The organism is Idiomarina sp. ST20R2A10, from assembly GCF_051842345.1.
GTDB classification, from domain to species: domain Bacteria; phylum Pseudomonadota; class Gammaproteobacteria; order Enterobacterales; family Alteromonadaceae; genus Idiomarina; species Idiomarina loihiensis.
In genome coordinates this window covers 553,713-577,959 of the sequence record NZ_JBNIEY010000001.1, presented here as the reverse complement: position 1 = coordinate 577,959, position 24,247 = coordinate 553,713, and the positions used below count along the sequence as shown (strand labels likewise).

General features: G+C 47.7%; 25 protein-coding genes. 22 read left to right on the top strand and 3 right to left on the bottom strand.

The window, feature by feature from the left end:
* Position 1: 1 nt before the first annotated feature.
* From recJ to lysS, 3 genes are all read left to right on the top strand, one after another.
* A complete protein-coding gene (recJ, locus tag ACP7H9_RS02840) occupies positions 2–1,714 on the top strand; it encodes a single-stranded-DNA-specific exonuclease RecJ (RefSeq protein ID WP_114981467.1) in 1,713 nt (570 codons plus the stop codon).
* Between the two features lie 39 nt (positions 1,715–1,753).
* A protein-coding gene (prfB, locus tag ACP7H9_RS02835) for a peptide chain release factor 2 (protein ID WP_110012522.1) occupies positions 1,754–2,852 on the top strand; the annotation gives its coding sequence in 2 pieces (ribosomal slippage) (positions 1,754–1,828 and positions 1,830–2,852; 1,098 coding nt in all).
* Positions 2,853–2,888: 36 nt separating this feature from the next.
* A complete protein-coding gene (gene lysS / locus ACP7H9_RS02830) occupies positions 2,889–4,400 on the top strand; it encodes a lysine--tRNA ligase (protein WP_011234073.1) in 1,512 nt (503 codons plus the stop codon).
* A gap of 62 nt (positions 4,401–4,462) precedes the next feature.
* On the opposite strand, the gene slyD is transcribed toward lysS, so the two are convergent.
* Together slyD and ygfZ are read right to left on the bottom strand one after the other, a co-directional pair.
* A complete protein-coding gene (gene slyD / locus ACP7H9_RS02825) occupies positions 4,463–4,945 on the bottom strand; it encodes a peptidylprolyl isomerase (RefSeq protein ID WP_034820491.1) in 483 nt (160 codons plus the stop codon).
* A 4-nt stretch (positions 4,946–4,949) separates the two neighbouring features.
* Positions 4,950–5,843, bottom strand: coding sequence for a CAF17-like 4Fe-4S cluster assembly/insertion protein YgfZ (gene ygfZ, locus ACP7H9_RS02820; RefSeq protein WP_011234071.1), 894 nt, complete (start codon positions 5,841–5,843; stop codon positions 4,950–4,952).
* A gap of 80 nt (positions 5,844–5,923) precedes the next feature.
* Here ygfZ and ACP7H9_RS02815 point away from each other — a divergent pair, with 80 nt between their 5' ends.
* On the top strand, positions 5,924–6,196 hold the full coding sequence (locus tag ACP7H9_RS02815; RefSeq protein WP_011234070.1) for a succinate dehydrogenase assembly factor 2: 273 nt from the start codon (positions 5,924–5,926) through the stop codon (positions 6,194–6,196).
* A 45-nt stretch (positions 6,197–6,241) separates the two neighbouring features.
* Positions 6,242–6,475 (top strand): hypothetical protein, encoded by a 234-nt coding sequence (locus ACP7H9_RS02810; protein ID WP_153849033.1) that lies wholly within the window; start codon positions 6,242–6,244, stop codon positions 6,473–6,475.
* Here ACP7H9_RS02810 and nadB read toward each other — a convergent pair.
* On the bottom strand, positions 6,472–8,073 hold the full coding sequence (gene nadB, locus ACP7H9_RS02805; RefSeq protein WP_011234068.1) for an L-aspartate oxidase: 1,602 nt from the start codon (positions 8,071–8,073) through the stop codon (positions 6,472–6,474). The genes ACP7H9_RS02810 and nadB overlap by 4 nt on opposite strands.
* Positions 8,074–8,218: 145 nt before the next feature.
* Between nadB and rpoE the strand changes: the two genes are divergently transcribed.
* The 17 genes from rpoE (at position 8,219) to ACP7H9_RS02720 (ending at position 24,246) form a co-directional block, all read left to right on the top strand.
* Entirely contained in the window at positions 8,219–8,797 is a 579-nt protein-coding gene (rpoE, locus tag ACP7H9_RS02800; protein WP_011234067.1) for an RNA polymerase sigma factor RpoE, read from the top strand.
* An 18-nt stretch (positions 8,798–8,815) separates the two neighbouring features.
* Positions 8,816–9,403 carry a sigma-E factor negative regulatory protein gene (locus tag ACP7H9_RS02795; RefSeq protein WP_110012520.1) on the top strand — a complete coding sequence of 196 codons (588 nt, stop codon included), beginning with the start codon at positions 8,816–8,818 and terminating at the stop codon, positions 9,401–9,403.
* A 4-nt stretch (positions 9,404–9,407) separates the two neighbouring features.
* Positions 9,408–10,373, top strand: coding sequence for a MucB/RseB C-terminal domain-containing protein (locus ACP7H9_RS02790; RefSeq protein ID WP_110012519.1), 966 nt, complete (start codon positions 9,408–9,410; stop codon positions 10,371–10,373).
* Positions 10,373–10,816, top strand: coding sequence for a SoxR reducing system RseC family protein (locus ACP7H9_RS02785; protein ID WP_011234064.1), 444 nt, complete (start codon positions 10,373–10,375; stop codon positions 10,814–10,816). The genes ACP7H9_RS02790 and ACP7H9_RS02785 overlap by 1 nt, the downstream gene beginning before the upstream one ends.
* A 103-nt stretch (positions 10,817–10,919) precedes the next feature.
* A complete protein-coding gene (gene lepA, locus ACP7H9_RS02780; RefSeq protein ID WP_114981465.1) occupies positions 10,920–12,731 on the top strand; it encodes a translation elongation factor 4 in 1,812 nt (603 codons plus the stop codon).
* A gap of 3 nt (positions 12,732–12,734) precedes the next feature.
* On the top strand, positions 12,735–13,655 hold the full coding sequence (gene lepB, locus ACP7H9_RS02775) for a signal peptidase I (RefSeq protein WP_114981463.1): 921 nt from the start codon (positions 12,735–12,737) through the stop codon (positions 13,653–13,655).
* On the top strand, positions 13,652–14,341 hold the full coding sequence (gene rnc, locus ACP7H9_RS02770; RefSeq protein WP_114981462.1) for a ribonuclease III: 690 nt from the start codon (positions 13,652–13,654) through the stop codon (positions 14,339–14,341). Before lepB ends, rnc begins: the two co-directional genes overlap by 4 nt.
* Positions 14,338–15,255, top strand: a complete 918-nt coding sequence (gene era / locus ACP7H9_RS02765; RefSeq protein ID WP_011234060.1) for a GTPase Era — start codon at positions 14,338–14,340, stop codon at positions 15,253–15,255. The genes rnc and era overlap by 4 nt, the downstream gene beginning before the upstream one ends.
* A gap of 3 nt (positions 15,256–15,258) precedes the next feature.
* Positions 15,259–15,963, top strand: coding sequence for a DNA repair protein RecO (gene recO, locus ACP7H9_RS02760; protein WP_114981460.1), 705 nt, complete (start codon positions 15,259–15,261; stop codon positions 15,961–15,963).
* A 38-nt stretch (positions 15,964–16,001) separates the two neighbouring features.
* The gene (pdxJ, locus tag ACP7H9_RS02755; protein WP_011234058.1) at positions 16,002–16,730 is read left to right on the top strand and encodes a pyridoxine 5'-phosphate synthase; all 729 of its coding nucleotides are present in this window, start codon (positions 16,002–16,004) and stop codon (positions 16,728–16,730) included.
* A complete protein-coding gene (acpS, locus tag ACP7H9_RS02750) occupies positions 16,730–17,110 on the top strand; it encodes a holo-ACP synthase (protein WP_114981458.1) in 381 nt (126 codons plus the stop codon). Before pdxJ ends, acpS begins: the two co-directional genes overlap by 1 nt.
* 27 nt (positions 17,111–17,137) lie before the next feature.
* Positions 17,138–18,490 carry a 23S rRNA (uracil(1939)-C(5))-methyltransferase RlmD gene (gene rlmD / locus ACP7H9_RS02745; protein ID WP_439222163.1) on the top strand — a complete coding sequence of 451 codons (1,353 nt, stop codon included), beginning with the start codon at positions 17,138–17,140 and terminating at the stop codon, positions 18,488–18,490.
* A gap of 3 nt (positions 18,491–18,493) precedes the next feature.
* Entirely contained in the window at positions 18,494–20,683 is a 2,190-nt protein-coding gene (relA, locus tag ACP7H9_RS02740; protein ID WP_114981455.1) for a GTP diphosphokinase, read from the top strand.
* A gap of 22 nt (positions 20,684–20,705) precedes the next feature.
* The gene (mazG, locus tag ACP7H9_RS02735; RefSeq protein ID WP_439222162.1) at positions 20,706–21,479 is read left to right on the top strand and encodes a nucleoside triphosphate pyrophosphohydrolase; all 774 of its coding nucleotides are present in this window, start codon (positions 20,706–20,708) and stop codon (positions 21,477–21,479) included.
* A 196-nt stretch (positions 21,480–21,675) separates the two neighbouring features.
* The gene (locus tag ACP7H9_RS02730) at positions 21,676–22,278 is read left to right on the top strand and encodes a hypothetical protein (protein WP_439222161.1); all 603 of its coding nucleotides are present in this window, start codon (positions 21,676–21,678) and stop codon (positions 22,276–22,278) included.
* A gap of 12 nt (positions 22,279–22,290) precedes the next feature.
* On the top strand, positions 22,291–22,884 hold the full coding sequence (locus ACP7H9_RS02725; RefSeq protein WP_439222160.1) for an HAD-IB family hydrolase: 594 nt from the start codon (positions 22,291–22,293) through the stop codon (positions 22,882–22,884).
* Positions 22,885–23,154: 270 nt separating this feature from the next.
* Positions 23,155–24,246 (top strand): ComEC/Rec2 family competence protein, encoded by a 1,092-nt coding sequence (locus tag ACP7H9_RS02720; RefSeq protein WP_439222159.1) that lies wholly within the window; start codon positions 23,155–23,157, stop codon positions 24,244–24,246.
* The last annotated feature ends 1 nt before the right edge of the window (position 24,247 follow it).

Genomic DNA, 24,247 nt, shown 5'->3' with positions numbered 1-24,247 from the left:
CATGAGTGATTATGAAATACGTCGTTATCAAGTCGTTGACGATGACTTTTTGCCGCAACAAATACCGCCTTTGTTGCGGCAAATTTATGCCCGCCGGGGTGTCCGTCGTGCTGACGAATTATCTTTGAAAGCCTCCGGTTTACTCCATTTCTCTTCGTTAAGAGATATCGATAAAGCCGTTGAACTGCTGCTAAATGCGTTAAAAAATCAAGAAAAGGTTTGTATTTGCGGTGATTTTGATGCCGACGGCGCAACCAGTTCGGCATTAATGGTGTCGGCCCTGCAGGCCTTTGGTCTGCAGCAAGTGGGTTATCGTGTACCAAATCGAATGACTGACGGCTATGGCCTGTCTGTTGCCATGGTAGAACAACTGGCCGTAGAGAATGTGCAGTTAATTGTGACTGTCGATAACGGTATTGCAGCGCATGACGCCATTGCACTTGCTCGTGAAAAGGGCATACAAGTGCTGGTTACTGACCACCATTTACCACCTGAAGAACTGCCTCCGGCTAATGCGATAGTGAACCCGAATCAGCACGGCTGTGAGTTTCCAAGCAAAAATTTAGCCGGTGTGGGTGTGGCGTTTTATGTTCTGCTTGCGTTGCGCTCAGCGTTACGTGAACAAGGTGTTGAGCCACTACCTAACCTGGCTGACTGGCTGGATCTCGTTGCTCTTGGCACTGTAGCTGATGTTGTGCCGCTGGATTATAACAACCGCGTATTGGTGCAACAGGGTATAGCCCGTATTCGTAAAGGTATGAGCCGCCCAGGAATTAAGGCGTTGCTGGAAGTTGCGAACCGTGATGCCAGTCAGCTGGCTGCCAGCGACTTAGGTTTTGCTCTGGGTCCGAGAATCAATGCTGCAGGCCGTTTAGACGATATTGGGCTGGGAATAGAATGCTTGTTAGCGGGTGAAACCCGGGCGCAGCAGTTAGCGCAGCAACTTAACGATTTAAACCAGCAACGTAAATCAATTGAAACGGAAATGCGCGAGCACGCTGAAAGCGCTGTCGCAAAGTTGCGCTTTGATCAGGGACAGGTGCCTGATTTAGTCACTTTGTATCAGCCGGACTGGCATGCGGGTGTTATCGGTATTGTCGCGGGCAGGGTAAAAGAGCAGGTGAACCGTCCGGTTATTGCGTTAGCCAACGATGACGATGAATTCCTAAAAGGCTCCGCACGTTCGGTCAGTGGTCTGCATATGCGAGACTTACTGGAACGTGTTCATAGTCTTGAGCCGGGCATTATGGAACGTTTCGGGGGACATGCCATGGCCGCCGGCTTAACCATGAAAAAAGAAAATCTGGCGCGCTTTTCTGAACTGGCGGAGCAAGTTGCGTCGGAGTGGTTGTCAGAAGAACAGAAGCAACGTGTGTTCTGGTCTGATGGCGAACTCACAACACTGCAACTTTCGCAGGACAGTGTGAATATGCTGCAAAGTGCAGGTCCCTGGGGTCAGCAGTTTCCCGAGCCTATGTTTGACGGCCAGTTTGAATTGGTGGATCAGCGCATTGTCGGAGAGCGACATCTAAAATTGGTGGTGCGTCATCCGCAAGGCGAATTATTAGATGCGATTGCCTTTAACGTCGATACACAACAATGGCCGGCGCGGCAGGCCTCCGTTGTTGAACTTTTATACAAGCCACAGCTTAATCACTTCCGCGGACGCACAAACGTTCAGTTGTTGGTGGAGCAAATCCGCGCAATACGTTAAACTACGCCCCTTTTAGAATTAACAGAATTAGGTAGTCGCATGTTTGAAACTAACGCAACCTACAACAACATCAAAGAAATGCGTGAGCGTAGTAATTCGCTTAGGGGGTATCTTTGACTACGATGCTAAGTTAGAGCGTCTGGAAGAAGTTACTCGTGAGATGGAACAGCCCAATGTGTGGGATGATCCACCCAAGGCGCAAGCCTTAGGTAAAGAGCGTGCGGCATTAGAGCAAGTGGTACAAACCCTGGATAAACTTCAGCAGGGGCTGGATGATGTCGAGGGTCTTGTTGATCTTGCGGTAGAAGCAGAGGACGAAGACACTTTTAACGAAGCTCATGAAGAGCTGTCCGGTTTAGTGAAACAGCTGGAAGCTTTAGAGTTTCGTCGTATGTTTTCAAAAGACAACGACTCGGCAGACTGCTACCTGGATATTCAGTCAGGCTCCGGCGGAACCGAAGCTCAGGACTGGGCTAATATGCTGCTACGCATGTATTTGCGCTGGGCAGAAGCGCATGACTTTAAAGCGGAAATTACTGAGCTGTCAGAAGGCGATGTCGCTGGTATAAAATCGGCCACGGTACGTGTGGTCGGAGAATACGCCTACGGCTGGCTGCGTACTGAAACCGGTGTGCACCGTTTGGTACGTAAATCCCCCTTCGACTCAGGTAATCGCCGCCATACATCTTTCGCTTCGGTTTTTGTTTACCCGGAAGTAGACGACGACATTGATATTGAGATTGATCCGTCTGACCTGAGGGTAGATACCTATCGGGCATCGGGTGCCGGTGGTCAGCACGTTAACCGTACCGATTCTGCGGTTCGTTTAACGCACGAACCAACAGGCATTGTGGTGCAATGTCAGAGTGACCGTTCGCAGCACAAGAACCGCGACTCAGCAATGAAACAGCTGAAAGCGAAATTGTACGAATTTGAATTACAGAAACAGAACGAAGAGAAACAGGCATTAGAAGACTCAAAAGCTGATATCGGCTGGGGCAGTCAAATTCGCTCTTATGTTCTGGACGATGCGCGTATCAAAGATTTACGTACGGGTATCGAAAACCGTAATACCCAGGCTGTGCTTGATGGCGCACTTGACCCGTTTATTGAAGCCAGCTTGAAAAGCGGGCTGTAAGTTTAATTTAAGTATCCCGACAGAGGAAAATCGATAATGACTGATAAATCGCAGGCACCTGAAGTAGACGTAAACGAACAGATCGCGCAGCGAAAGGCGAAACTGTCGGCGCTTCGCGATAAGGGTATCGCATTCCCGAACGATTTCCGTCGGGACTCGTTAGCTGCTGACTTACACGCTGAATACGATAATCTGAGTAAAGAAGAGCTGGCAGAAAAAGGCATTCGCGTGAAAGTTGCCGGCCGTATGATGACCCGCCGTATTATGGGGAAAGCCAGTTTCGCAACCATTCAGGATATGAGCGGAAAAATTCAACTGTATGTTGCCCGCGACAATCTGCCTGAAGGTTATTACAACACGGAATTTAAAAAATGGGATTTAGGCGATATTCTCGGCGCCTCTGGCACCTTGTTTATTACCGGAACCGGTGAGTTAAGCGTGCAAGTTGACGAAGTACGTTTGCTGACTAAAGCACTGCGTCCTTTGCCGGATAAATTCCATGGCTTGTCAGATCAGGAAATGCGCTATCGTCAGCGTTATCTGGACCTGATTACCAACGAAGAGTCTCGCAGTACTTTCATGGCTCGCTCTAAAATCATTGACTATATTCGTCGTTTTTTAAGTGACCGTCAGTTTCTGGAAGTTGAAACTCCTATGATGCAGGCGATTCCGGGCGGCGCCGCAGCTCGTCCTTTCAGCACGCACCATAACGCACTGGATATGGAGCTGTTTTTACGTATTGCACCAGAACTTTACCTGAAACGTTTAGTCGTTGGTGGTTTTGAGAAGGTGTTCGAAATTAACCGTAATTTCCGTAATGAAGGTCTCTCCACACGCCATAACCCAGAGTTTACTATGCTGGAGTTCTACTGGGCGTACGCGGATTATCACGACTTAATGGATTTAACCGAGCAGATGTTACGCGGCGCGGCTGAGTCGGTCTTAGGCTCTGCTCAGTTTACCAGCCAGGGCGTGGATTATGATTTCGGTAAGCCGTTTGAGCGCATGACAGTGTTGGAAGCTATTGTTAAGTACATGCCGGAAGTGAGCCTTGAGCAGCTTAATGACATGAATACAGCAACTGAAATTGCCGAGCAGGTTGGTGTCAGTGTTAAGCCGTCATGGGGCTTAGGTAAAGTTCAGATCGAAATTTTTGAGACTGTTGCTGAGCATCGTTTAATTCAGCCTACCTTTATTACTGCGTACCCGGCTGAAGTTTCACCGTTGGCTCGTCGTCACGACGACAATCCGTTTGTGACCGACCGGTTTGAATTCTTTGCCGGTGGTCGTGAGTTGGCGAATGGTTTCTCGGAGCTTAACGATGCTGAAGATCAGGCTGAACGTTTTCGCGAGCAAGTTGAACAGAAAGAAGCGGGCGATGATGAAGCCATGTTCTACGACGAAGATTATGTCACCGCACTGGAACACGGTATGCCGCCAACAGCCGGTCAGGGCATTGGTATTGACCGTCTGGTAATGTTGCTAACGGATTCTGCGTCTATTCGCGACGTATTATTGTTCCCGCATATGCGCCCAAAAGCGGATTAATTACCTCTCTGAAACAAAAAAACCCGGCTTATTAGCCGGGTTTCTTTTATCAAAAACAGCGCTTAGTGATCTTCGCCGTCAGTGTGAACGTGACCGTGCTCAAGTTCTTGCTCAGTCGCTTCACGAACTTCAATAACTTCTACGTCAAAGTTGAGGTTAACACCGGCCAGTGGGTGGTTACCGTCAACAGTCACTTCGTCGTCTTTTACTTCAACGATAACAACAGACTGTTCGCCTTGATCCGTGCTGGCACGGAACTGCATGCCAGGCTGTACTTCGTTTTCGCCGAACAGGTTACGTGGTACAGTCTGGATTAAGCCGTCATGACGTTCGCCATAAGCTTCTTCTGGTTTAACTTCTGCAGTGAAGCTATCGCCAACTTTTTTGCCTTCCAGTGCATTTTCCAGACCAGGAATCAGCATGCCACGACCGTGGATGAAGTTCAGTGGGCTGCCATCTTTAGACTGGTCCAGCGTCTGGCCATCTTCCGTTTTAACGGCATAGTTGATAGCCACGACTTTGTTTGGTGCAATGGTTTCGCTCATAAATTTAACCTAATTGATAAGGCAGTGAGTGTATTTCCAGAAGACTTGCGTCGTCATCCCGGACTCGTATAGCCGTGTCAGTGTCTATGTCACTGGGTAAAACAGCTAATAAGTCCACTTGGGTGTCGGTGCGGTTCACTGCCATAATGACCGTACCTGCACGACGCCAGTTCTCGCCAATGGCTTTCTCTAATTGCGTACCAGCAGTAACTTGAGCCGTTACTTTACCGGATAAGCGAAAGAGCGCCCGTTTCTGTTTGCCCAAATATTTCATCCGGGCAATAGTCTCCTGGCCGATATAACATCCTTTGTCAAAACTGATTCCATCCCACACCTGCAAATTCATCATTTGCGGGACAAACGCCTGGATGTTCTCAGACGTAAGTTGTGGACGAACCCGTTCAATTTCCAACGCATCCCAGTAAGGTTGCGGATAATCCGTAGAAATTGGCTGTTGGCTGAGTAACAGATATTGGTCGGGACTGGTCCCAACCTGCATTACCCGGCCATCAAATTCTGCTGCAACGCTGGCTGCTTTGCTACCGAAAACACCGGCTATGCTCCAGTCGTCGCTTACATCTTCAATAGTGACTTTACTAAAGACACCGAATTTCTTTAATTGTGCCAAAGAGCCTTCAATTGCACTGCGATGCATAATTAAAAAAACGGCGTCGTCTTCGCGATAAAGCCAGAAGATGCTAAACGCTTTTCCGGTTTGATCGCAATGTGCGCCATATAAGCAATTATCCTGGTCGAGTTTGCGTAAATCACATGTCAGCTGACCCTGTAAAAAACTGTCAGCATCTTCGCCAGAAACCGAGAGGATACCATAGTCCGTCAGTTGAACGGAAAGGTGATCCTGATTTGCGTCAGTAAAATGCTGCGTTAACTCAACCACAATGACTCCTTATTAAATGGCTTACGTGGTAATATTAGGGCACATTATCGAATTACAAGGGCAATTGCTGCGGAGATTTTATGTTGCCGTTAAAACAGTCAGAAGAAGCACTAAAAGACAAGCGTCGTTTACGTTGGGCGTGCCGCCGGGGCATGCTGGAGCTGGATGTATTATTTGAACCTTTTGTTGATCAGGCTTACGACGAACTAAGTGAAGAACAAAAAGCGGTATTTCGCCGTTTAATTACCTGCGATGACCCGGATCTTTTTGCCTGGTTTATGGGTCACCAGAAGTGTGAAGACGAAGAACTTGCTGAAATGATTCGGTTTATGTTGTCACGCGTTAAGGTATAGACCCGCGCGGTGAACCCTGACAGTTATTTTCGTTTACAGCGACCTATGCGCGTGTTGTCTGTGTCAGCGTGCGGACGTTACTGGTGGTGGCTGGGTGAACGTTGTCAATTATTCAGCAAGGCACTGGTCGTAGGCGGTATGTTGGTTTTACTGCCGCTTGCCTATAAAACAGAAAAAGGTCAGGAAAAGCGGCACTGGCTCCGGGTTTGGTGGTTTCAGTTGTCAAAGGCGCAGCAGATAAAACTGCGGCGCCAGTTACAACAGCTGTCAGAGCCTTAACTTTTCGGTGTCAGCACCGTAGGCTGAGGATCCGGCAATGTGTCAGGGTAGTCCAGAGTATAATGTAAGCCGCGACTTTCTTTACGACTAATAGCGCTTCGTACAATAAGCTCTGATACCTGCACTAAGTTACGTAACTCCAGTAAATTGTTACTCACGCGGAAGTTCGAGTAATACTCGTGAATTTCGCGCTGTAGCAACTGAATTCGATGAAGAGCCCGTTCCAGACGTTTGGTGGTACGTACAATACCCACGTAGTCCCACATAAACAGACGTAGCTCATGCCAGTTATGTTGAATTATAACTTCCTCGTCGGAATTGCCTACCTGACTTTCATCCCAGCCAGGAATATGATTTAAGGCCTTCTGATGAGGGCGCTTAGATAAAATATCTTTAGCCGCCGCACGGGCGAAAACCAGACATTCCAGCAGCGAGTTACTAGCCATGCGATTGGCTCCGTGCAGACCTGTGCAGGCAACCTCACCAACAGCATACAAGTTGGGTAAATCGGTCGCTGCGTTCATATCGGTTTTAACACCGCCACAGGTGTAATGGGCCGCAGGAACAACCGGCATCGGCTGTTTGCTGATATCAATACCCAGCGACAAGCATTTTTCCATAATGGTAGGGAAGTGATGCTGAATAAAGTCTTTCGGTTTATGAGAAATATCCAGATACATGCAGTCAGCACCCAAACGCTTCATTTCAAAGTCGATAGCTCGGGCAACCACGTCGCGCGGAGCCAATTCAGCAGACTCATGAAAGTCCGGCATAAAACGAGTTCCGTCGGGCCGTTTCAGCAAAGCGCCTTCGCCACGCAAGGCTTCGCTTAATAGAAAACTCTGCGCGTTGGGGTGAAATAAACAGGTTGGATGGAACTGATTAAATTCCATATTGGCCACACTGCAGCCTGCGCGCCAGGCCATGGCAATACCGTCGCCGCTGGCAATATCCGGGTTACTGGTATACTGATATACCTTACTTGCACCGCCCGTAGCCAATACCACACAGCCTGCCGCAACGGTTTCCACTTGTTCTTTCTGACGGCTCCAGACATAAGCTCCATAGCAACCGTCAGGTTTACCGATACGAGAACCCGTGATCAAATCGACCGCGTTGTATCGTTCCAGCACCTGAATATTTGGATGCTCCATTGCTTTTTTCTGCAATGTTGTCTGTACCGCTTTGCCGGTGGCATCTGCTGCGTGCAGAATTCGTCGATGACTGTGACCGCCTTCACGGTTCAGGTGGTACGCTGGGTTGCTGTCTTTAGACTCGACTTGATCAAAACCCACGCCGGCATCAATCAGCCATTGCAGACTTGCGCGCGCGTTTTCTGTGGTAAACTTAACGGCTTCGGGATCGCAAAGGCCGGCGCCGGCAATTAAGGTATCCTCGATGTGACTCTCAATACTGTCGTTTTCGTCGAATACTGCGGCAATGCCGCCTTGCGCGTAAAAGGTTGAGCCTTCAGTCAGCGGGCCTTTACTTAGTACCGTAACGTTTAAGTTATCGGCCAACTGTAAAGCGGTAGTTAATCCCGCGGCTCCCGAACCAATAATCAGTACATCGCATTGATAATTTGCAACAGGTTCCATAAAGTACTCAATGTGAATTTTGAACGATTTTACGCATTTGACGATATTTTTGCGAACTTTTTACATGCGGCTCTGTCACAGTCAGTAAGAAACAGGACGGGCCGCCAGTTCCAGCAGTTCCTGGGTTAAGGGAGAACAGGCTCGGATGAGCGAACAGGTGAGTGACCAACAGCTGGTCGAAAGAGTACAACAAGGTGATAACCGAGCTTTTGATCTGCTGGTAAAAAAGTATCAGCATAAAGTCATGAGTTTGATATCGCGTTATGTCAAACAACAGGGCGACGTAGCTGATGTTGCACAGGAAGCGTTTATAAAAGCGTATCGGGCGTTACCGAACTTCCGTGGCGACAGTGCCTTTTATACCTGGCTGTACCGAATTGCGGTGAATACGGCGAAAAACTATTTAGTTTCGCAAGGTAGAAAACCGCCCGCATCTGACATTGATGCAGAAGACGCAGAGTTTTATGAAGGAGCCGGTGCGCTAAGAGACAGCGCCTCTCCGGAAAGGCAAATGCTCTCTGATGAGATTCGAGATGTGGTATTAAAAACAATTGATGAATTGCCGGATGATTTACGTCGGGCAATTACTTTAAGGGAAATTGAAGGTCTCGGTTACGAGGAAATTGCGCTAGAAATGGATTGTCCTATAGGTACTGTCCGCTCTCGCATCTTTCGCGCTCGGGAAGCAATAGATAATCAACTCCGACCGTTGCTGGAACGGTAAACTAACAGAGGGGCATCTATGTCTCGGAATAAATCAGAATCAACATCCGCGCTGTTTGATGAACAACTCATCAATGCCGATGAAATTGAAGCACTGTTGCAAGATGAACAGGCTCAGCAGGAGTGGCACCGTTACAGTGTTATTCGCGCGGCAATAAAAGGTGACTTAAACTCGGATATCAGCCTTGATATTAGCGAGCGTGTTCGTGTTAGCGTAAGCCAGGAGTCCAATGTCGTTAAGCCAGGTTTTGGTCGCTCTAAGAGCCAGAATAAAGCGGCTTCACGTTGGTTCCAGCCTTTCGCCAAAGTTGCCGTTGCAGCAAGTGTGGCCGTGGTTGCGGTGATGACAGTGCAAACTTATCAGCAACCCGCGACACCCGATGGTAGCAGCGCAGAACCTACTCTGCTGACCAGCCCCATTGGTGGTGGCCGTGAGCCGGTGAGCTTGAATCGTGTTGAGCCAATGTCGCAAATCAGCGATCAGCAAAGACGCCGTCAGGTTCAGTCATACCTGATTGATCATCAACAACAATTGATGTTGCAGCAGAAAACAGAGCAAGCAGAAAAAGATGAGCAGTCAGAGCAGGAGCTCAACAAAGGTAATTAAGGCTATGATAACTCGGTTGTATCGGTCTATTTTATGTGGCGCTGTTTTATTCGCCAGCACCTTCTCGGTAAGCGCACAGCAGACTAACGAACCAGCAGAAAGTGGCGCTGACTGGTTCAACCGTATGGCAGAAGCTTTAACTGAACTGAATTTTGAGGCTTCTTTAGTTCATGTACATGGTGATCAAATTGAGCCTTATCAGTGGCTACAGGGCAACGATCCGGAGACAGGAAGTACCGAACTGTTAATTCAAATGAACGGTCCGGACTTTCGCATCTTAAGAGTGGATAACAAGGTTGCCCACTTTAATACCTCATCCAGTAATTACGCGCTAGAGTCTGATACTATTACCGCTATCTTTCCGGCCGCATTTTCTCAACCCTTTGAGGGTCTTAGCCATAGTTATCAAGTTATGGTGGGTGGTGGTGCACGGGTTTTAGGTCGCAATGCGCAGCATATTCGTATTTTAAGCCGAGATAATCAACGTTACAGCTATGCACTATGGATTGACCGCAAGAACGGTATGCCGCTTAAAATGATCATGATGAATCAGTCCGGCGATGTTGTGGAGCAAATGCAACTAACCAGTTTATCGGTTCGTGATACCGCTCCCGAAATAACCAAAGAAATAAGCAATATTGAAATGCCACCGCTGTTAAAAGACCTCCGTGTGCAAAGTGCGATAAACTACAGTGTTGGGCCGCGGTGGGCACCGCGAGGATTCAAATTATTAAGCCAGCAAAGCCACACTCTCGTTGTTGACGCAACGCCGGTTGATCATTATTTGTTTTCCGATGGCCTCGCCGAATATTCTGTTTATGTGGCTGAGCTAACAGAAGGTATGGAAACCGATCTCGCGCTATCTTCTTCACACACTTTGTTCTCAAAGCGTTATAATAACTTTCTTGTGACAGTGGTGGGTCAGGTACCTTTAACCATGGCTCAACGCATAGCGGCGGAAGTTAAATAATGAAAGAAGTAGCAGAAGTAACCGCGGTTGATGGCAACCGCGTAACCGTTACCACCCAGTTAAAAACGGCCTGTTCGGGTTGCGCGCAGGTATCTAACTGTGGCGCTGGCATTTTAAGTAAAGTTTTTGCCGACCGAAATGCGCAGTTTACTGTGGTTACCGAACAAACGTTTAGTCCCGGCGACCAGGTGCAACTAGAAGTACCGGAAACCGCAGTAACACGTTTTGCTCTACTACTCTACGGTTTACCTATACTGACACTGTTGCTATTAGCTGTGCTACTGGAAAACACAGGCACGTTACCCGAAGGTTTTGTTATTTTATTGTCCTTTGCTGGCTTTGCTTTTACCTTCTGGGGACTAAAACGCTGGTTCCGTAAACGTGACATTCAAGTCAATGCAATGGTCAAACTGGAAACCGTCGCGGCTGAAGTTCAGCACTGAAACCCCTGAACTGTCATAAAGTCCTTTGTTCTTGCCGCTAACATGAGTATGATCGGGACTAATTTTTTAAGTTCCAGAATTCAGTTTTACAGAGGTATCATCAATGCCGAATAGGGCGTTCAAGCAAAGTAATATTCGTAACTTCTCGATCATCGCTCACATTGACCACGGTAAATCCACCTTGTCCGACCGCTTGATCCAGCATTGCGGTGGACTGACTGACCGTGAAATGGCTGAGCAAGTACTCGATTCCATGGATTTGGAGCGTGAGCGGGGTATTACGATTAAAGCGCAGAGCGTAACCCTTTATTACACGGCTAAAGATGGTGAAACCTATCAGTTAAACTTCATCGATACGCCAGGGCATGTTGACTTCTCTTATGAAGTCTCGCGTTCGTTGGCGGGTTGTGAAGGCGCACTGCTGGTTGTTGATGCAGCTCAGGGTGTTGAAGCGCAGACTTTGGCAAACTGTTATACCGCTATTGAAATGGACCTGGAAGTTGTTCCGGTATTGAACAAAATTGACTTGCCGCAGGCCGATGCTATGGGCGTTGCACAGGAAATAGAGGACATTGTCGGCATTGAAGCTGTGGATGCGGTTCAGTGTTCGGCTAAAACTGGTTTAGGTATTGGCGACGTGCTTGAGCGCATTGTCCGGCAAATACCGCCGCCTAAGGGCGAACCAGAAGAGCCATTACAGGCACTGATTATTGACTCCTGGTTTGATAATTATCAGGGGGTTGTTTCTTTGGTTCGCGTGCGCAATGGAACGTTGCGTGCCGGCGAGAAAATGACAGTAATGTCCACTGGTCAGTCGTATCAAATTGATAAAGTTGGTTATTTTGACCCGAAACCTCACGAGACCGGCATTTTGCACACCGGCGAGGTGGGCTATGTTATTTCGGGTATCAAAGACATTCTGGGCGCACCGGTCGGTGACACCCTGACCAATACACGTAACCCGGCAAAAGAGCCGGTACCCGGCTTTAAAAAAGTAAAGCCTCAGGTTTACGCAGGTATGTTCCCAATCAGCTCAGAGGACTATGAGTCGTTTAGGGATGCTTTGGGTAAGTTGTCGTTAAATGACGCGTCACTTTTTTATGAGCCGGAAAATTCTGCTGCACTTGGTTTTGGTTTTCGTTGTGGTTTCCTTGGCATGCTGCACATGGAAATTATTCAGGAACGCTTAGAGCGTGAGTACGACATAGACCTGATTACCACTGCACCAACGGTTGTTTATGAAGTTGAAAAGACCGATGGCAGTATAGTCAAAGTGGATAACCCGGTGAACTTGCCAGCGGTTAACGATATTGAAACCATTTATGAACCTATTGTGGAAGCTAACATTTTGGTTCCGCAAGAGTTTCTGGGTAATGTTATTACCTTATGTGTTGATAAGCGTGGCGTACAAACGGCTATGGCTTATCACGGTAAACAAGTTGCGGTAACTTACGAACTGCCTATGGCAGAAGTGGTTATGGATTTCTTCGACCGGTTGAAATCGACCAGTCGTGGTTACGCTTCACTGGATTATCAGTTCAAGAAATTTGAACCTGCGGACATGGTTCGTGTCGATATACTGATTAACGGCGACCGGGTAGATGCGCTGGCAATGATCACCCACCGTGATCATGCTGAAGGGCGCGGCCGCCTGTTAGTTGATAAAATGCGTGAGTTAATTCCACGACAAATGTTTGATATTGCCATTCAGGCGACCATTGGCAACCATGTTATTGCGCGCTCGACGGTCAAGCAGCTGCGTAAAAACGTAACAGCTAAGTGTTATGGCGGTGACGTTAGTCGTAAGAAGAAGCTTTTACAAAAACAAAAAGAGGGTAAAAAGCGCATGAAGAACCTGGGTAACGTAGAAGTACCTCAGGAAGCCTTCCTTGCGGTTTTAAAAGTAGGCAAATAGGAAATGGCCAATTATTTTTCAATTATTTTAACCGTTATTACGGTTCTGTCCGGGTTGTTATGGCTTTACGATGCGCGAGTACTGAAGCCAAAGCGTAAAGCGGTTATTGCGGAGGTTGAGACAAAAACAACCAAGGCTTTAACCGACGAGCAAATTGACACTCTGGCGCCTCAGCCTAAACTTATGGAGCTGAGCGAGTCTATTTTTCCGGTTATTGCTTTAGTACTGGTGGTTCGTACATTGTTATACGAGCCGTTCCAGATACCGTCAGGCTCAATGATGCCGACGTTGCTGAAAGGTGATTTCATTCTGGTAGAAAAGTTTTCCTACGGTATTAAAGATCCGCTTTTTCAAAAGACGCTGGTGGATACCTCGTTGCCGGAACGCGGTGATATTGCGGTATTTAAGTACCCAGAAGAACCAAATATAGATTATATAAAGCGCATTATTGGCTTGCCCGGTGACCGTATTATTTACCGTGACAAGTCGCTTTATATTCAGCCCGCTTGCGCTGTTGGCGAGAAAGATTGTGAAGAAATGAAAGTGGTATCCACTGCGTTAAAAGCAGATGGTGAATATTTCTCCGGTTCGTCACCTTTACGCACTTATGACGAGCACTTAGGTGATGTAAACCACGAAATTCTTATCGACCCACGTGTTGCGCCGCGCACTATGCTTTATTTTAATCAGCCGGGCACACAGAAAGACGAGTGGGTGGTGCCGGAAGGCCAGTATTTTGCTATGGGTGATAACCGCGATAATTCTCGTGATAGCCGCTATTGGGGCTTCGTTGACGAAGAACTGCTGGTTGGCAAAGCGGTGTTCATCTGGATGAGTTTTGAAATGGATCGCAGTAGCGATAGTTGGTTGCCGTCGTGGGTTCCTACGGGAGTTCGATTTGAAAGGCTAGGGAGTATTGAGTGAGTTTGCCCAAACCACCTTTAACGGAACTGGAAAAAATTGTTGGTTATAGCTTTGAACAGCAGGATTTCTTGCGTCAGGCAATGACCCACCGTAGTGCTTCATCAACGCACAATGAACGCCTGGAGTTTCTGGGCGATTCTATTTTAGGTCTGGTAATAGCTGAAGCTTTGTATCAAAAATTTCCCAAAGTCGCAGAAGGCGATTTAAGCCGCATGCGCGCCGCGATAGTTTGTGGTCGTTCTTTGGCGAAGCTGGGTAAGAAAATGGGGCTAGGCGATTTTTTGTCGCTAGGCCAGGGCGAGTTAAAAAGCGGCGGTTATCGCCGTGAATCCATTCTTGCTGATGCAGTAGAAGCCATTATTGGTGCCATTTATCTGGACAGTGACATGGATACCATTCGGCAGGTCATTCTTAACTGGTTTGAACCCCAGTTAACCTTGATTGAGCCCGGCACTAGCCAGAAAGACCCAAAAACACGCCTGCAGGAGTTACTGCAGTCCCGTCAGAAGCCTTTACCTGAGTACGACGTGGTCGCTACGCAGGGGCAGGCGCATAATCAACAATTTACCGTAAACTGTTCTGTAGAAGGTATCGAAAGTCCTTTTAAAGGCACAGGTACCAGCCGCCGTAAAGCCGAACAGGCTGCAGCAACGGCCGCATTAGAACATTTGCAGGAGAGCGCATGACGCTGGATATAGAACTGGACGAGAATAAACACAGCGGCTTTGTCGCCATTGTTGGTCGTCCGAATGTGGGGAAATCCACACTGATTAATCGGTTGCTGGGGCAGAAAATCAGTATTACCTCGAATAAACCTCAGACCACCCGTCATCGTATTTTAGGCGTAGATACCGACGATGGCTGTCAGGCTATTTATGTCGACACGCCTGGTATGCACAAACAGGAACCTCGTGCGATAAACCGCGTGATGAACCAGACTGCATCCTCCGCCTTGAAAGATGTGGACCTAGTGCTTTTTGTGGTTGAAAACCTAAAGTGGTTAGAAGACGACAAAATGGTGCTGGAGAAAATTCAGCGCAGTAAAGTGCCGGTAGTGTTATTGGTTAATAAAGTTGACCAATTGAAAGACAAAGAGCGCTTATTACCGCACTTGCAGTGGCTGAATGAACAGCATAAGTTTGATGCTATTCTGCCCATATCGGCAACACACGGCGACAATGTTGACGAGCTAAGAAAAATTGTTCGTTCGCATTTGCAGCCAGGCTACCACTATTATCCGGAAGACTACGTAACGGACCGTTCTGTGCGCTTTATGGCGGCAGAAATTGTGCGTGAAAAGCTTATGCGTTTTACCGGTGACGAACTGCCGTATGAAACGACAGTGGAAATTGAGCAGTTTGGTCAGTCTGAAAAAGGCACCACTCATATTCATGCCTTAATACTGGTTGAACGCGAAGCGCAGAAGCGGATGATTATCGGGCAGGGTGGCAGCAAACTGAAAACCATAGGCACCGAAGCCCGGCGCGATCTAGAAAAACTGCTGGACAACAAAGTCATGATGAAACTTTGGGTGAAGGTAAAATCTGGTTGGTCGGACGACGAACGAGCCTTGAAAAGTCTGGGCTACCGGGAAGATTAATCGGTGGCGCAGCGGGCACTGGTGTTGCATCGTTGGGACTATCAGGAAACCAGTCTCATTCTGGATCTGTTCACTGAAGATAAGGGACGGGTTCGGGTGGTGGCAAAAGGCGCTAAGCGCCCGAAAAGCCCCTGGCGCGGTTTAGCACAACCTTTTATGCCACTGTTGGCCGAGTTTCAGGGGCGCAGCGACTTAAAAACCTTAACCTTGCTGGAGCCGCAGCAGACAACCCAAAAGCTGCTGTTGCAGGGCGATAAACTCTACAGTGGCTTTTACCTCAATGAGTTAATTCAACGGCTGGTGCCGGCAGAAGCTGAAGCCCCCGAGCTTTTTGAAAGCTATTTGTCAGCCTTACAAAACATGACCAACAGCGAGCGTGTAGAGCCTGCTTTGCGTCAGTTTGAATGGCAGTTATTGCAGCATTTAGGAGCGGCATTTGACTGGCATTATGACGCCGACACCGGTAATGTGCTGTCCGACTCGAAGTGGTGCTATTTTATTCCCGATCATGGCTTTGTGACCCAAGCCAGAGACAATCAACAACGAGCGTATTCGGTGGTGGATATTCAAAAACTGGCCGCGTGGGATGTTGACGACGAAAACCGCTTAAGACTGCTAAAATATATTATGCGTGACGCCTTAGCGGTTTACTTAGGTGATAAACCGCTGCGCAGTCGTGAATTGTTCCGAGGCACTAAGCGTCAGTGAATTACGAAGAACTAGCCGAAAGCGAAAGGAGCTGAATAATGAAAGGTTTACGCCTGGGCGTTAACATTGACCATGTGGCCACGTTGCGTAACGCGCGTGGAGTTCGTTATCCCGACCCGGTAGCTGCGGCAGCTATTGCCGAACAAGCTGGTGCCGACGGCATTACCATTCATTTGCGTGAAGACCGCCGCCACATTACTGACCGCGACGTTGCCATGCTGAAGCAGACACTGAACGTTCCCATGAATCTGGAAATGGCTGTTACCGAGGAAATGCTCGATATAGCGATAAAGACGCAGCCTACTTACAGTTGTCTGGTACCGGAAAAACGCCAGGAACTGACTACGGAAGGTGGCCTGAATGTTGCCGGTCAGTTAGAAACCATCACCGATGCCACTCGTCGCTTAAGTGATGCCGGTATTCAGGTGTCGTTGTTTATTGACGCCGACCATGAGCAAATAGACGCCGCTAAAAAAGCCGGTGCACCCATTGTGGAGTTACACACAGGGCAATACGCTGAGGCCGAAACTGAAGAGCAGCGTACTGTTGAACTGGCACGCTTAATGGAAGCGTCAGAATACGCGCATTCTATTGGTTTGCAGGTGAATGTAGGTCACGGTCTGCACTATCACAACACATTAGAAGTGGCGGAAATTCCACAAGTTTGTGAACTGAATATTGGTCATTCGATTATTGCCCGTGCGGTATTGGTTGGCTTGGATCAGGCTGTGCGCGATATGCGCAATATTTTAGATAAGGCACGCTAATGGCAATTTGGGGCTTAGGTACTGACATTGTTGAAGTAACCCGTATAGAGCAGTCGTTAGCGCGTGGCAACAGTTTAGTGAAACGCGTGTTAACACCAAAAGAACAGGAAGAAATGACAGCCTCGGTTGACGAAGCTGCTTTTCTGGCCAAACGTTTTGCTGCCAAAGAAGCCTGCTCCAAAGCTTTTGGTCGTGGTATTTCTGCCGGATTGTCTTTTCAGCATATGCAGGTAGTGCATAACGAATACGGTAAACCGGAGTGGCATTTCACCGAAACCGCCGAACAATGGATAAAAGAGCAGGGCATTACTGGCAGTCATTTATCCATTAGTGACGAAAAGCACTACGCGGTAGCAACGGTTATTTTAGAAACAGATTAGAAATAAATCAGGTAAAGCAAAACCAACATGGCGCAATTTTTTAAGCCGCAGAAGCGCAATAAGTCTGTAAGTAAAACCCTAAAAGGTCAGGTGTCAGCACTTGACCATCAGGCGCGTGCGGTTGTACGTGCAGTTATAAAAGGCCAGCCCACTCGTTTTATTATGGGCGCCTTGCCGGGCGAGGTTATAGAATACAAAACTGCCGGCAAACACAGTGGTCATTTAGAGCGTATTCTGGAGCCCAGTAGCGACCGTCGCGAAGCGCCTTGTCAGTATTATGCTAGCTGTGGAGGTTGCGACTTTCAGCACATAGACGAGCAAAAACAGCTGGCTCATAAGCGGCAAGTGGTGGAAGAGCTGTTTCAGAAGTTTGGCGTATTTAATCCCCAAACCAGCAGTCTGCCGTGGCAGGAACCGCTGGTCAGCGAACCGATGCGTTACCGTCGCAGAGTGAGGCTGGCAACGCGCTGGCTGGGCAAAGAGCAAAAGCTGCTGATTGGCTTCAGAGAAGCACAAAGCCACCATATTGTCGCCATACAGGACTGCCTGGTAGCCGATGAAATTCTGCTGCAACGTGTCAATGCCTTGTACCCTCTGTTAAATACATCGGCGGTTGCTAGCAAGCTGGGTCATATTGAGGCCATTAATACCAATACCCCCATTATTTTGCTGCGTATAACGGAAGCGCTGCCGGGTGACGCCATGCAGGCGTTGCAGAAGTGGCAAACGGCCAATAAAACCAATATTTGGTTACAGAGCGAGAATGAACTGCAGCCTTTAGCTGGTGCAGCAATTCCTTTTGATACCAGCATCGACGGTGACAAACTGTATTTTCAACCGGGTGACTTCCTACAAGTTAACGGCGGTATTAACCAGCGCATGGTGCAACAGGCTATAGACTGGCTGAGGCCAGAAAAAACACAGCGCGTGTATGACTTTTTCGCCGGTATTGGCAACTTCAGTCTGCCTTTGGCGCGCCGGGCAAAGTCGGTACTGGCGGTAGAAGGTGTTTACCGCATGGCCGAGCAGACGCGCATTAACGCCGAAAAAAACGGTATGAATAACCTGAGTTCACTTAGCGCCGACTTAAACGAAATTACCGCTTCAGACTTAGGCGAACCCGCCGATTTGTGGTGTTTAGATCCTGCAAGACCGGGGGCTGAAGGTGCGGTGAAGTTGCTGCATAAGCTGAAGCCCGAACACAGACCACAACGCATTTTGTATGTTTCCTGCGCACCGGATACTTTGGCGCGGGATATTGCCGGCATGCTAACCGAAAGCAAAGGTTGCAATTACCGCATAATTGGCCTGAGTACAGTTGACATGTTTGTGCAAACCCATCACATTGAAACTATGGTTTGTCTGGAGAGAGCGTCGTAAATCATGGTCCATGTACGCAGTACCCACGTGGATGACCCCAAATACAAAGACAGTGAACAGCATTGGCTGAACGCTGTGAGTGATCCTGAGCCGTTAGAAAGTACTTTTCAGCAACTGAAGCAGCAGTTTCCTGAGGAAGCTGAAGCCTTGCTGAAAGGCCAGGAAATGGTCGAAATACTGGCACCGCTAAAGCTGGATGCCGAATCCTTGCTGGCGGCGTTATACGTGCCATTGCTGGAAGCAGGCAAGCTCGATTTAGACAAAATCACCGGTAAACAGTCGAAAACCTTGATTGTGCTGCTGCGTAACGTACAGCAAATGCAAAGTATAGGTGACTTACAACACTTCCAACACGGTCAGCCAGACGGCAGCCAGATAGACAATGTGAGACGCATGTTACTGTCTATGGTGGAAGATGTGCGCGCGGTGCTGATAAAACTGGCCGAACGCATTTGCTACCTGCGCGAAGTGAAGAAAGCCGACGAAGAAACCCGGGTACTGGCCGCTAAAGAGTGCGCGGAAATATACGCGCCGCTGGCTAACCGGTTAGGCATAGGGCAGCTGAAGTGGGAACTGGAGGACATTTCTTTCCGTTACCTGCATCCTAAAACCTACAAAACCATTGCTCAGCGTTTAGATGAGCGCCGTACCGACCGCGAACTCTACATAGATAACTTTGTGTCAGGTTTGCAGGAGTCACTGAAGCAGCAGGGTATTGATGCCGATGTCTATGGTCGCCCCAAACATATTTATTCTATTTGGCGCAAAATGCAGAAAAAGCATCTGCAGTTTGACCAGCTGTTCGACATTCGCGCCGTACGTATTCTGACGCATAACCTGAAAGACTGTTACGCCGCACTAGGCGTTGTGCATTCCAGTTGGCGCCATATTGCGTCCGAGTTTGACGACTACGTGGCAACGCCTAAACCGAACGGCTACCAGTCCATACATACCGTGGTTATTGGTCCTGAACACAAGAACGTTGAAATTCAGATACGCTCGCACGACATGCACGACGACGCCGAGTTGGGCGTGGCCGCGCACTGGATGTACAAAGAGGGCGCAGCCGCCGGTAAACGCCACGGTTTTGAAGACAAAATAGCCTGGCTGCGTAAGCTACTGGCCTGGCACGAAGACATGGCCGGCAGCGAAACTCTGGTAGATGAAATTCGCTCGCAGGTGTTTGAAGACCGTGTGTACGTGTTTACCCCGAAGGGCGAGGTAGTGGATTTGCCCATGGGCTCAACCCCGCTCGATTTTGCTTACTACATTCACAGTCAAGTAGGGCATAAGTGCATTGGCGCTAAAATCGACAGCCGCATTGTGCCTTTTACTTACCAGTTGCAAAACGGTGACCGGGTTGAAATTCTGACTCAGAAAAACGCCCAACCACGGCGCGACTGGTTAAATCCGCAACTGGGTTACCTGCATTCGTCACGGGCACGAGCCAAGGTTCACACCTACTTCAAAAAAGAAGACCGGGAAAAGAACCTGCAGGCCGGTAAAGAGTTACTGGAAAACGAACTGCAGAAGTATCAACTGCATGTGCAGGATGCCAACAAAGCGGTCGAGCGCTTTAACGTGCCGACGTTGGACGATTTGTTAGCCGCTATTGGCGCTGGCGACGTTCGCTTGCACCAGGTGGTGAACTTCCTGAAACCGCAGGAAACCGAAGCCGACAAAGTAGAGCGCTTAACTAAGCGTCGTAAAGCCAAGCAGTCACCAAAAACGCCGAAGTCGGACGTAACGGTAGAAGGCATTGGTAACCTGATGATGCACTTTGCTAACTGCTGTGAACCGCTGCCGGGTGAGCCTATTACCGGGTTTATTACTCAGGGGCGGGGCGTGTCCGTGCACCACAGCGACTGCGATCAACTGAAGCATTTATTGCACCAGCACCCCGAGCGCGGTATTGAAGTGTCCTGGTCGGGGCATTCCAAACAGGAATACCGGGCAAGCCTGCGTGTGTCGGCTTTAGATCGTAATGGTTTGTTACATGACATTACCAGCGTGCTGTCGAATGAAAAGGCGGCGGTGGCGCAAATGGACAGCGAGAGCGATGCGCAGTCACAGTCGGCGACAGTAGTGTTAACTCTGACCGTAAAAGACAGCGACGCGCTCAGCCGCATTACAGACAGACTGCGCCAGGTTCATGGTGTTGAGCAAGTTCAGCGCATTACTTTAAAGCTTTAGTTGAAACAATAGAGGTACCTCAGTGAAAGGCATGCAACAACTGCAACAGGTTATGACTCAGTTACGCAACCCAGAAAGCGGCTGCCCCTGGGACTTAAAGCAGAACATGACCTCGTTAATTCCTTACACCATAGAGGAAACCTACGAAGTTGTGGATGCCATTCAGTCGGGTAACTGGCAGTCGATAAAAGATGAGCTGGGCGATTTACTGTTTCAGGTGGTGTTTTATGCTCAATTAGCGCGCGAAGAGCAGCAATTTGAGCTGGATGATATAGCTGTACATACCGCTGAAAAGTTGATAAACCGCCACCCGCATGTGTTCGGCACCGATGCGCAGCGCAATCTGTCTGACGCCGAAATTAAAGCCCAGTGGGAGCAGATAAAGCAGCAGGAACGTACAAAGAAAAATGCCAAAGGCTCTGTGTTTGACGACATACCCAGCCAACTGCCCAGTATTCTAAAAGCCGCCAAACTGCAAAAGCGTGCCGCGTCAGTAGGTTTTGACTGGACCGAAGCCGAACCGGTTTACGCCAAAGTTGATGAAGAGATTCAGGAAGTAAAAGAAGCCACCGACCAGGACCATATTGAAGAAGAAATTGGTGACTTATTGTTTGCCGTAGTTAACCTGGCCCGCCACAAACAAGTAAACCCCGAAGCCGCGCTGCAACGCGCTAACGACAAATTCAAAAGCCGTTTTCAGCATATAGAGCGAAGCCTGAGCGAGCAGGGTAAACACCCAACTGACTGCAACCTTGAAGAACTTGAAGCCCTCTGGCAGAAAGCAAAACAAGGATGATGAAGTGACTAACTTGGACGGCGTAGCCTGACGTTCACGTCAGGTGCGATCCACCATATTTCCTCCCTTACTAATTTGTACTTAATAAAATGTTGAAACTTTGTAACCTTCCAATGGTCAGTTAACTGTGCCTGTTACATTTTTCCAACAATACCGAATGTAATTCAGCATTTGGTGCTTTGAACTAGGACTTATTATGAACAAATTAAAAATCATTTTCTTAACCAGTATTCTAACATTCGTTGCTTCATGCAGTAATATTCCACTCAGTACCATGATTAAAATGATGAACCTGAATCCATTAGAAACAGATCCTAAGCAGCTGGTCGTGGCTGTTGTGGCTCCGGATGGAGTTAACGTGCAAGATGGTGATGTGGTTATCGATTTTAATTTTAGAACTGACGACCCAAGTACCAGTTTTGACCATCACTTCCCGGTAATTATTAATGAAGACTACGCGGTTCCTGATAACTTAAAAGAAGACATTGAGGGAAATGAAAGAATTACAGTCATGCAGCTGTCAAAAGAAGATGCGCAAACAATGGCTGAAGGACAACAGATGGTGAAAGACTACCGCGAAAACAATGAAAAAGGAGGCGCGGGCAGTATGAACGTGAGACTGGTTTCCGCCTGTCGCGACGAGAATTTTTCCTGGGGCAACTCCGAATTAAACGTCTATTTAAAAACTCAAGACGATGAGGACTTTTTCTTGTTCCTTGAGGATATGGACGTCACTAAATTAGATACCGACGTTCAGCGCAATATTAATTCGATCCCTACATGCGACAAAGCCAGTTAATTACGGGCTTTTATGAACCTTGCACTTTTTGATTTTGACGGAACAATAACAGGGCAGGATACTTATACTAAGTTCCTGTTCTACGTTACGCCTAAACGCCGACTGATAATGACGCTGCTATTAGCTTCTCCGTTTATTGCGCTTTATAAATTAAGACTACTTAAACCGTCCAAGACAAGGCCGCTGTTATCTAGAATCGTGTTCTGGAATCGCTCCGTGGCTGACATTACGAGGTTAGCCCGTAGTTTTTCAGAGCAATATTTACCCAGTGTTATCAGAGCCGAAGCCCTTAACAAAATTGAATGGCACAAAGCGCAAGGAGACGAAGTTTATGTGGTATCGGCTTCATTAGACTTTTACCTTTCCTGCTGGTGCCATTCACAAGGTATTAAGTGGGTATGCAGCGAACTGGAAATAAAGAATAACAAATTAACGGGACGTTATGTGTCGGGTGACTGCAGCCTGGAGAATAAAGTCAGTGCCATTAAACGAAAAGTAAATTTATCCGACTTTAAAACCATTTACGCCTACGGCGATACAACAGAAGACATGCCAATGCTTGCTTTAGCCCATGAGAAGTATTTTAACTGGCAGCGTGTTTACTGACCAAGATGCTCACTTATGTTCTTTAACATGCGCACTTTGTATTTGCTTGTTTTCGATAAACTCTTTATTGTCAGTAACATAATAAAAACATATTTTGTGCATATTCATTAAAACGGAAAACAAAGTAAGCATGCTCATTTTGCGTCGGCTGATATTGGCTCGTATTGCCCTGTTCGTATGGTTTTTGTCGGGGAAATGGTTGGTATAAAGTGTGCGTGCGCAATATACAAAGGTTAGATTTGCGTCTTGGCCTTAATTAAGGAGATGGGAATGGGATATGAAGTTGACTTTCTCCCTGTTGGTGATGAGGGGAAAAGCGGGGATGCTATAGCATTGCGCTTTGGCAATTTAGATGGTCACAGAAATGAACAGACAGTTGTAGTTATAGACGGGGGCTATAAAAAATCAGGTGAATCTCTCGTTTCCCATATTAAGCAACACTACTCAACAGATGTTGTTGATTTGGTGATACTTACTCACCCAGATTCCGACCATGTTTCAGGGTTGCATGTTGTTCTGGAAGAGATGACCGTAAAAAAACTATGGATGCATAAGCCGTGGGATCATTGCGACGGAAAGGCTCTTAGCTTTCAAGATGGTCGTGTCACTGACAATAGCATTTCCGAACGACTAAAAAAGGCACTGGAAAGTGCGAATGGGCTTTACAGGTTAGCGTTAAAGAAAGACATTCCTATCGAAGAACCATTTACAGGTCTAAATGACGCAACAGGTTGCGTTCAGGTGGTTGGACCTACTTATGATTACTACAACGAGTTGCTGGTAGAGTTTTCCAGTATGCCTCAAGTGGCCTTAGAGTCAGCCTCAAAAGACGCTTCTTTCTTTGATAAAGCCAAAGAAAAGGTAATGGAGTGGATTTCTGATCAGTGGAATATAGATCTAATTAAAGATGATGGGAATACAACAAGCGCCCAAAATCACTCTAGCGCGATAATTCAATTAAATATAGAAGGGAAGAGGTTGATTTTTACTGGTGATGCAGGAAAAGAGTCGTTAGAAAAAGCAGCGGATCACATCGGGCATATTGATTACTTAGATAGTCTCGCTTTCATCCAAATACCACATCATGGAAGCTTTAGAAATATTGGTCCTACAGCTCTCAACAAGCTTGTTGGTGAAATAAAGCCAAAAGATCACACCCCGCACTTTACAGCTTTTTGCTCTGCAGCTAAGTCTGGCGCACCAAAGCATCCATCAAAAAAAGTTCTTAATGCATTTACTCGCCGTGGAGCAAGAGTTCATGTTACTGCCGGGGTTGGAAAGTATCATCAAAAGGGGGCACCAGGTCGAGATGACTGGAGTACTGCTACTCCTGAGCCTTTTCATGAGCGGGTTGAAGACTAAT

Excerpts from the sequence above, each read along its gene's own strand:
- ACP7H9_RS02815 (WP_011234070.1), top strand. The coding sequence starts at position 5,924 with ATGTTGCCGTTAAAACAGTCAGAAGAAGCACTAAAAGACAAGCGTCGT.
- ACP7H9_RS02785 (WP_011234064.1), top strand. The coding sequence starts at position 10,373 with ATGAAAGAAGTAGCAGAAGTAACCGCGGTTGATGGCAACCGCGTAACC.
- era (WP_011234060.1), top strand. The coding sequence starts at position 14,338 with ATGACGCTGGATATAGAACTGGACGAGAATAAACACAGCGGCTTTGTC.
- ACP7H9_RS02730 (WP_439222161.1), top strand. The coding sequence starts at position 21,676 with ATGAACAAATTAAAAATCATTTTCTTAACCAGTATTCTAACATTCGTT.
- relA (WP_114981455.1), top strand. The coding sequence starts at position 18,494 with ATGGTCCATGTACGCAGTACCCACGTGGATGACCCCAAATACAAAGAC.
- lepA (WP_114981465.1), top strand. The coding sequence starts at position 10,920 with ATGCCGAATAGGGCGTTCAAGCAAAGTAATATTCGTAACTTCTCGATC.
- ACP7H9_RS02790 (WP_110012519.1), top strand. The coding sequence starts at position 9,408 with ATGATAACTCGGTTGTATCGGTCTATTTTATGTGGCGCTGTTTTATTC.
- ACP7H9_RS02795 (WP_110012520.1), top strand. The coding sequence starts at position 8,816 with ATGTCTCGGAATAAATCAGAATCAACATCCGCGCTGTTTGATGAACAA.
- recJ (WP_114981467.1), top strand. The coding sequence starts at position 2 with ATGAGTGATTATGAAATACGTCGTTATCAAGTCGTTGACGATGACTTT.
- rlmD (WP_439222163.1), top strand. The coding sequence starts at position 17,138 with ATGGCGCAATTTTTTAAGCCGCAGAAGCGCAATAAGTCTGTAAGTAAA.
- rpoE (WP_011234067.1), top strand. The coding sequence starts at position 8,219 with ATGAGCGAACAGGTGAGTGACCAACAGCTGGTCGAAAGAGTACAACAA.
- ACP7H9_RS02725 (WP_439222160.1), top strand. The coding sequence starts at position 22,291 with ATGAACCTTGCACTTTTTGATTTTGACGGAACAATAACAGGGCAGGAT.
- slyD (WP_034820491.1), bottom strand. The coding sequence starts at position 4,945 with ATGAGCGAAACCATTGCACCAAACAAAGTCGTGGCTATCAACTATGCC.
- lysS (WP_011234073.1), top strand. The coding sequence starts at position 2,889 with ATGACTGATAAATCGCAGGCACCTGAAGTAGACGTAAACGAACAGATC.
- lepB (WP_114981463.1), top strand. The coding sequence starts at position 12,735 with ATGGCCAATTATTTTTCAATTATTTTAACCGTTATTACGGTTCTGTCC.
- ACP7H9_RS02810 (WP_153849033.1), top strand. The coding sequence starts at position 6,242 with ATGCGCGTGTTGTCTGTGTCAGCGTGCGGACGTTACTGGTGGTGGCTG.
- nadB (WP_011234068.1), bottom strand. The coding sequence starts at position 8,073 with ATGGAACCTGTTGCAAATTATCAATGCGATGTACTGATTATTGGTTCG.
- ACP7H9_RS02720 (WP_439222159.1), top strand. The coding sequence starts at position 23,155 with ATGGGATATGAAGTTGACTTTCTCCCTGTTGGTGATGAGGGGAAAAGC.
- acpS (WP_114981458.1), top strand. The coding sequence starts at position 16,730 with ATGGCAATTTGGGGCTTAGGTACTGACATTGTTGAAGTAACCCGTATA.
- pdxJ (WP_011234058.1), top strand. The coding sequence starts at position 16,002 with ATGAAAGGTTTACGCCTGGGCGTTAACATTGACCATGTGGCCACGTTG.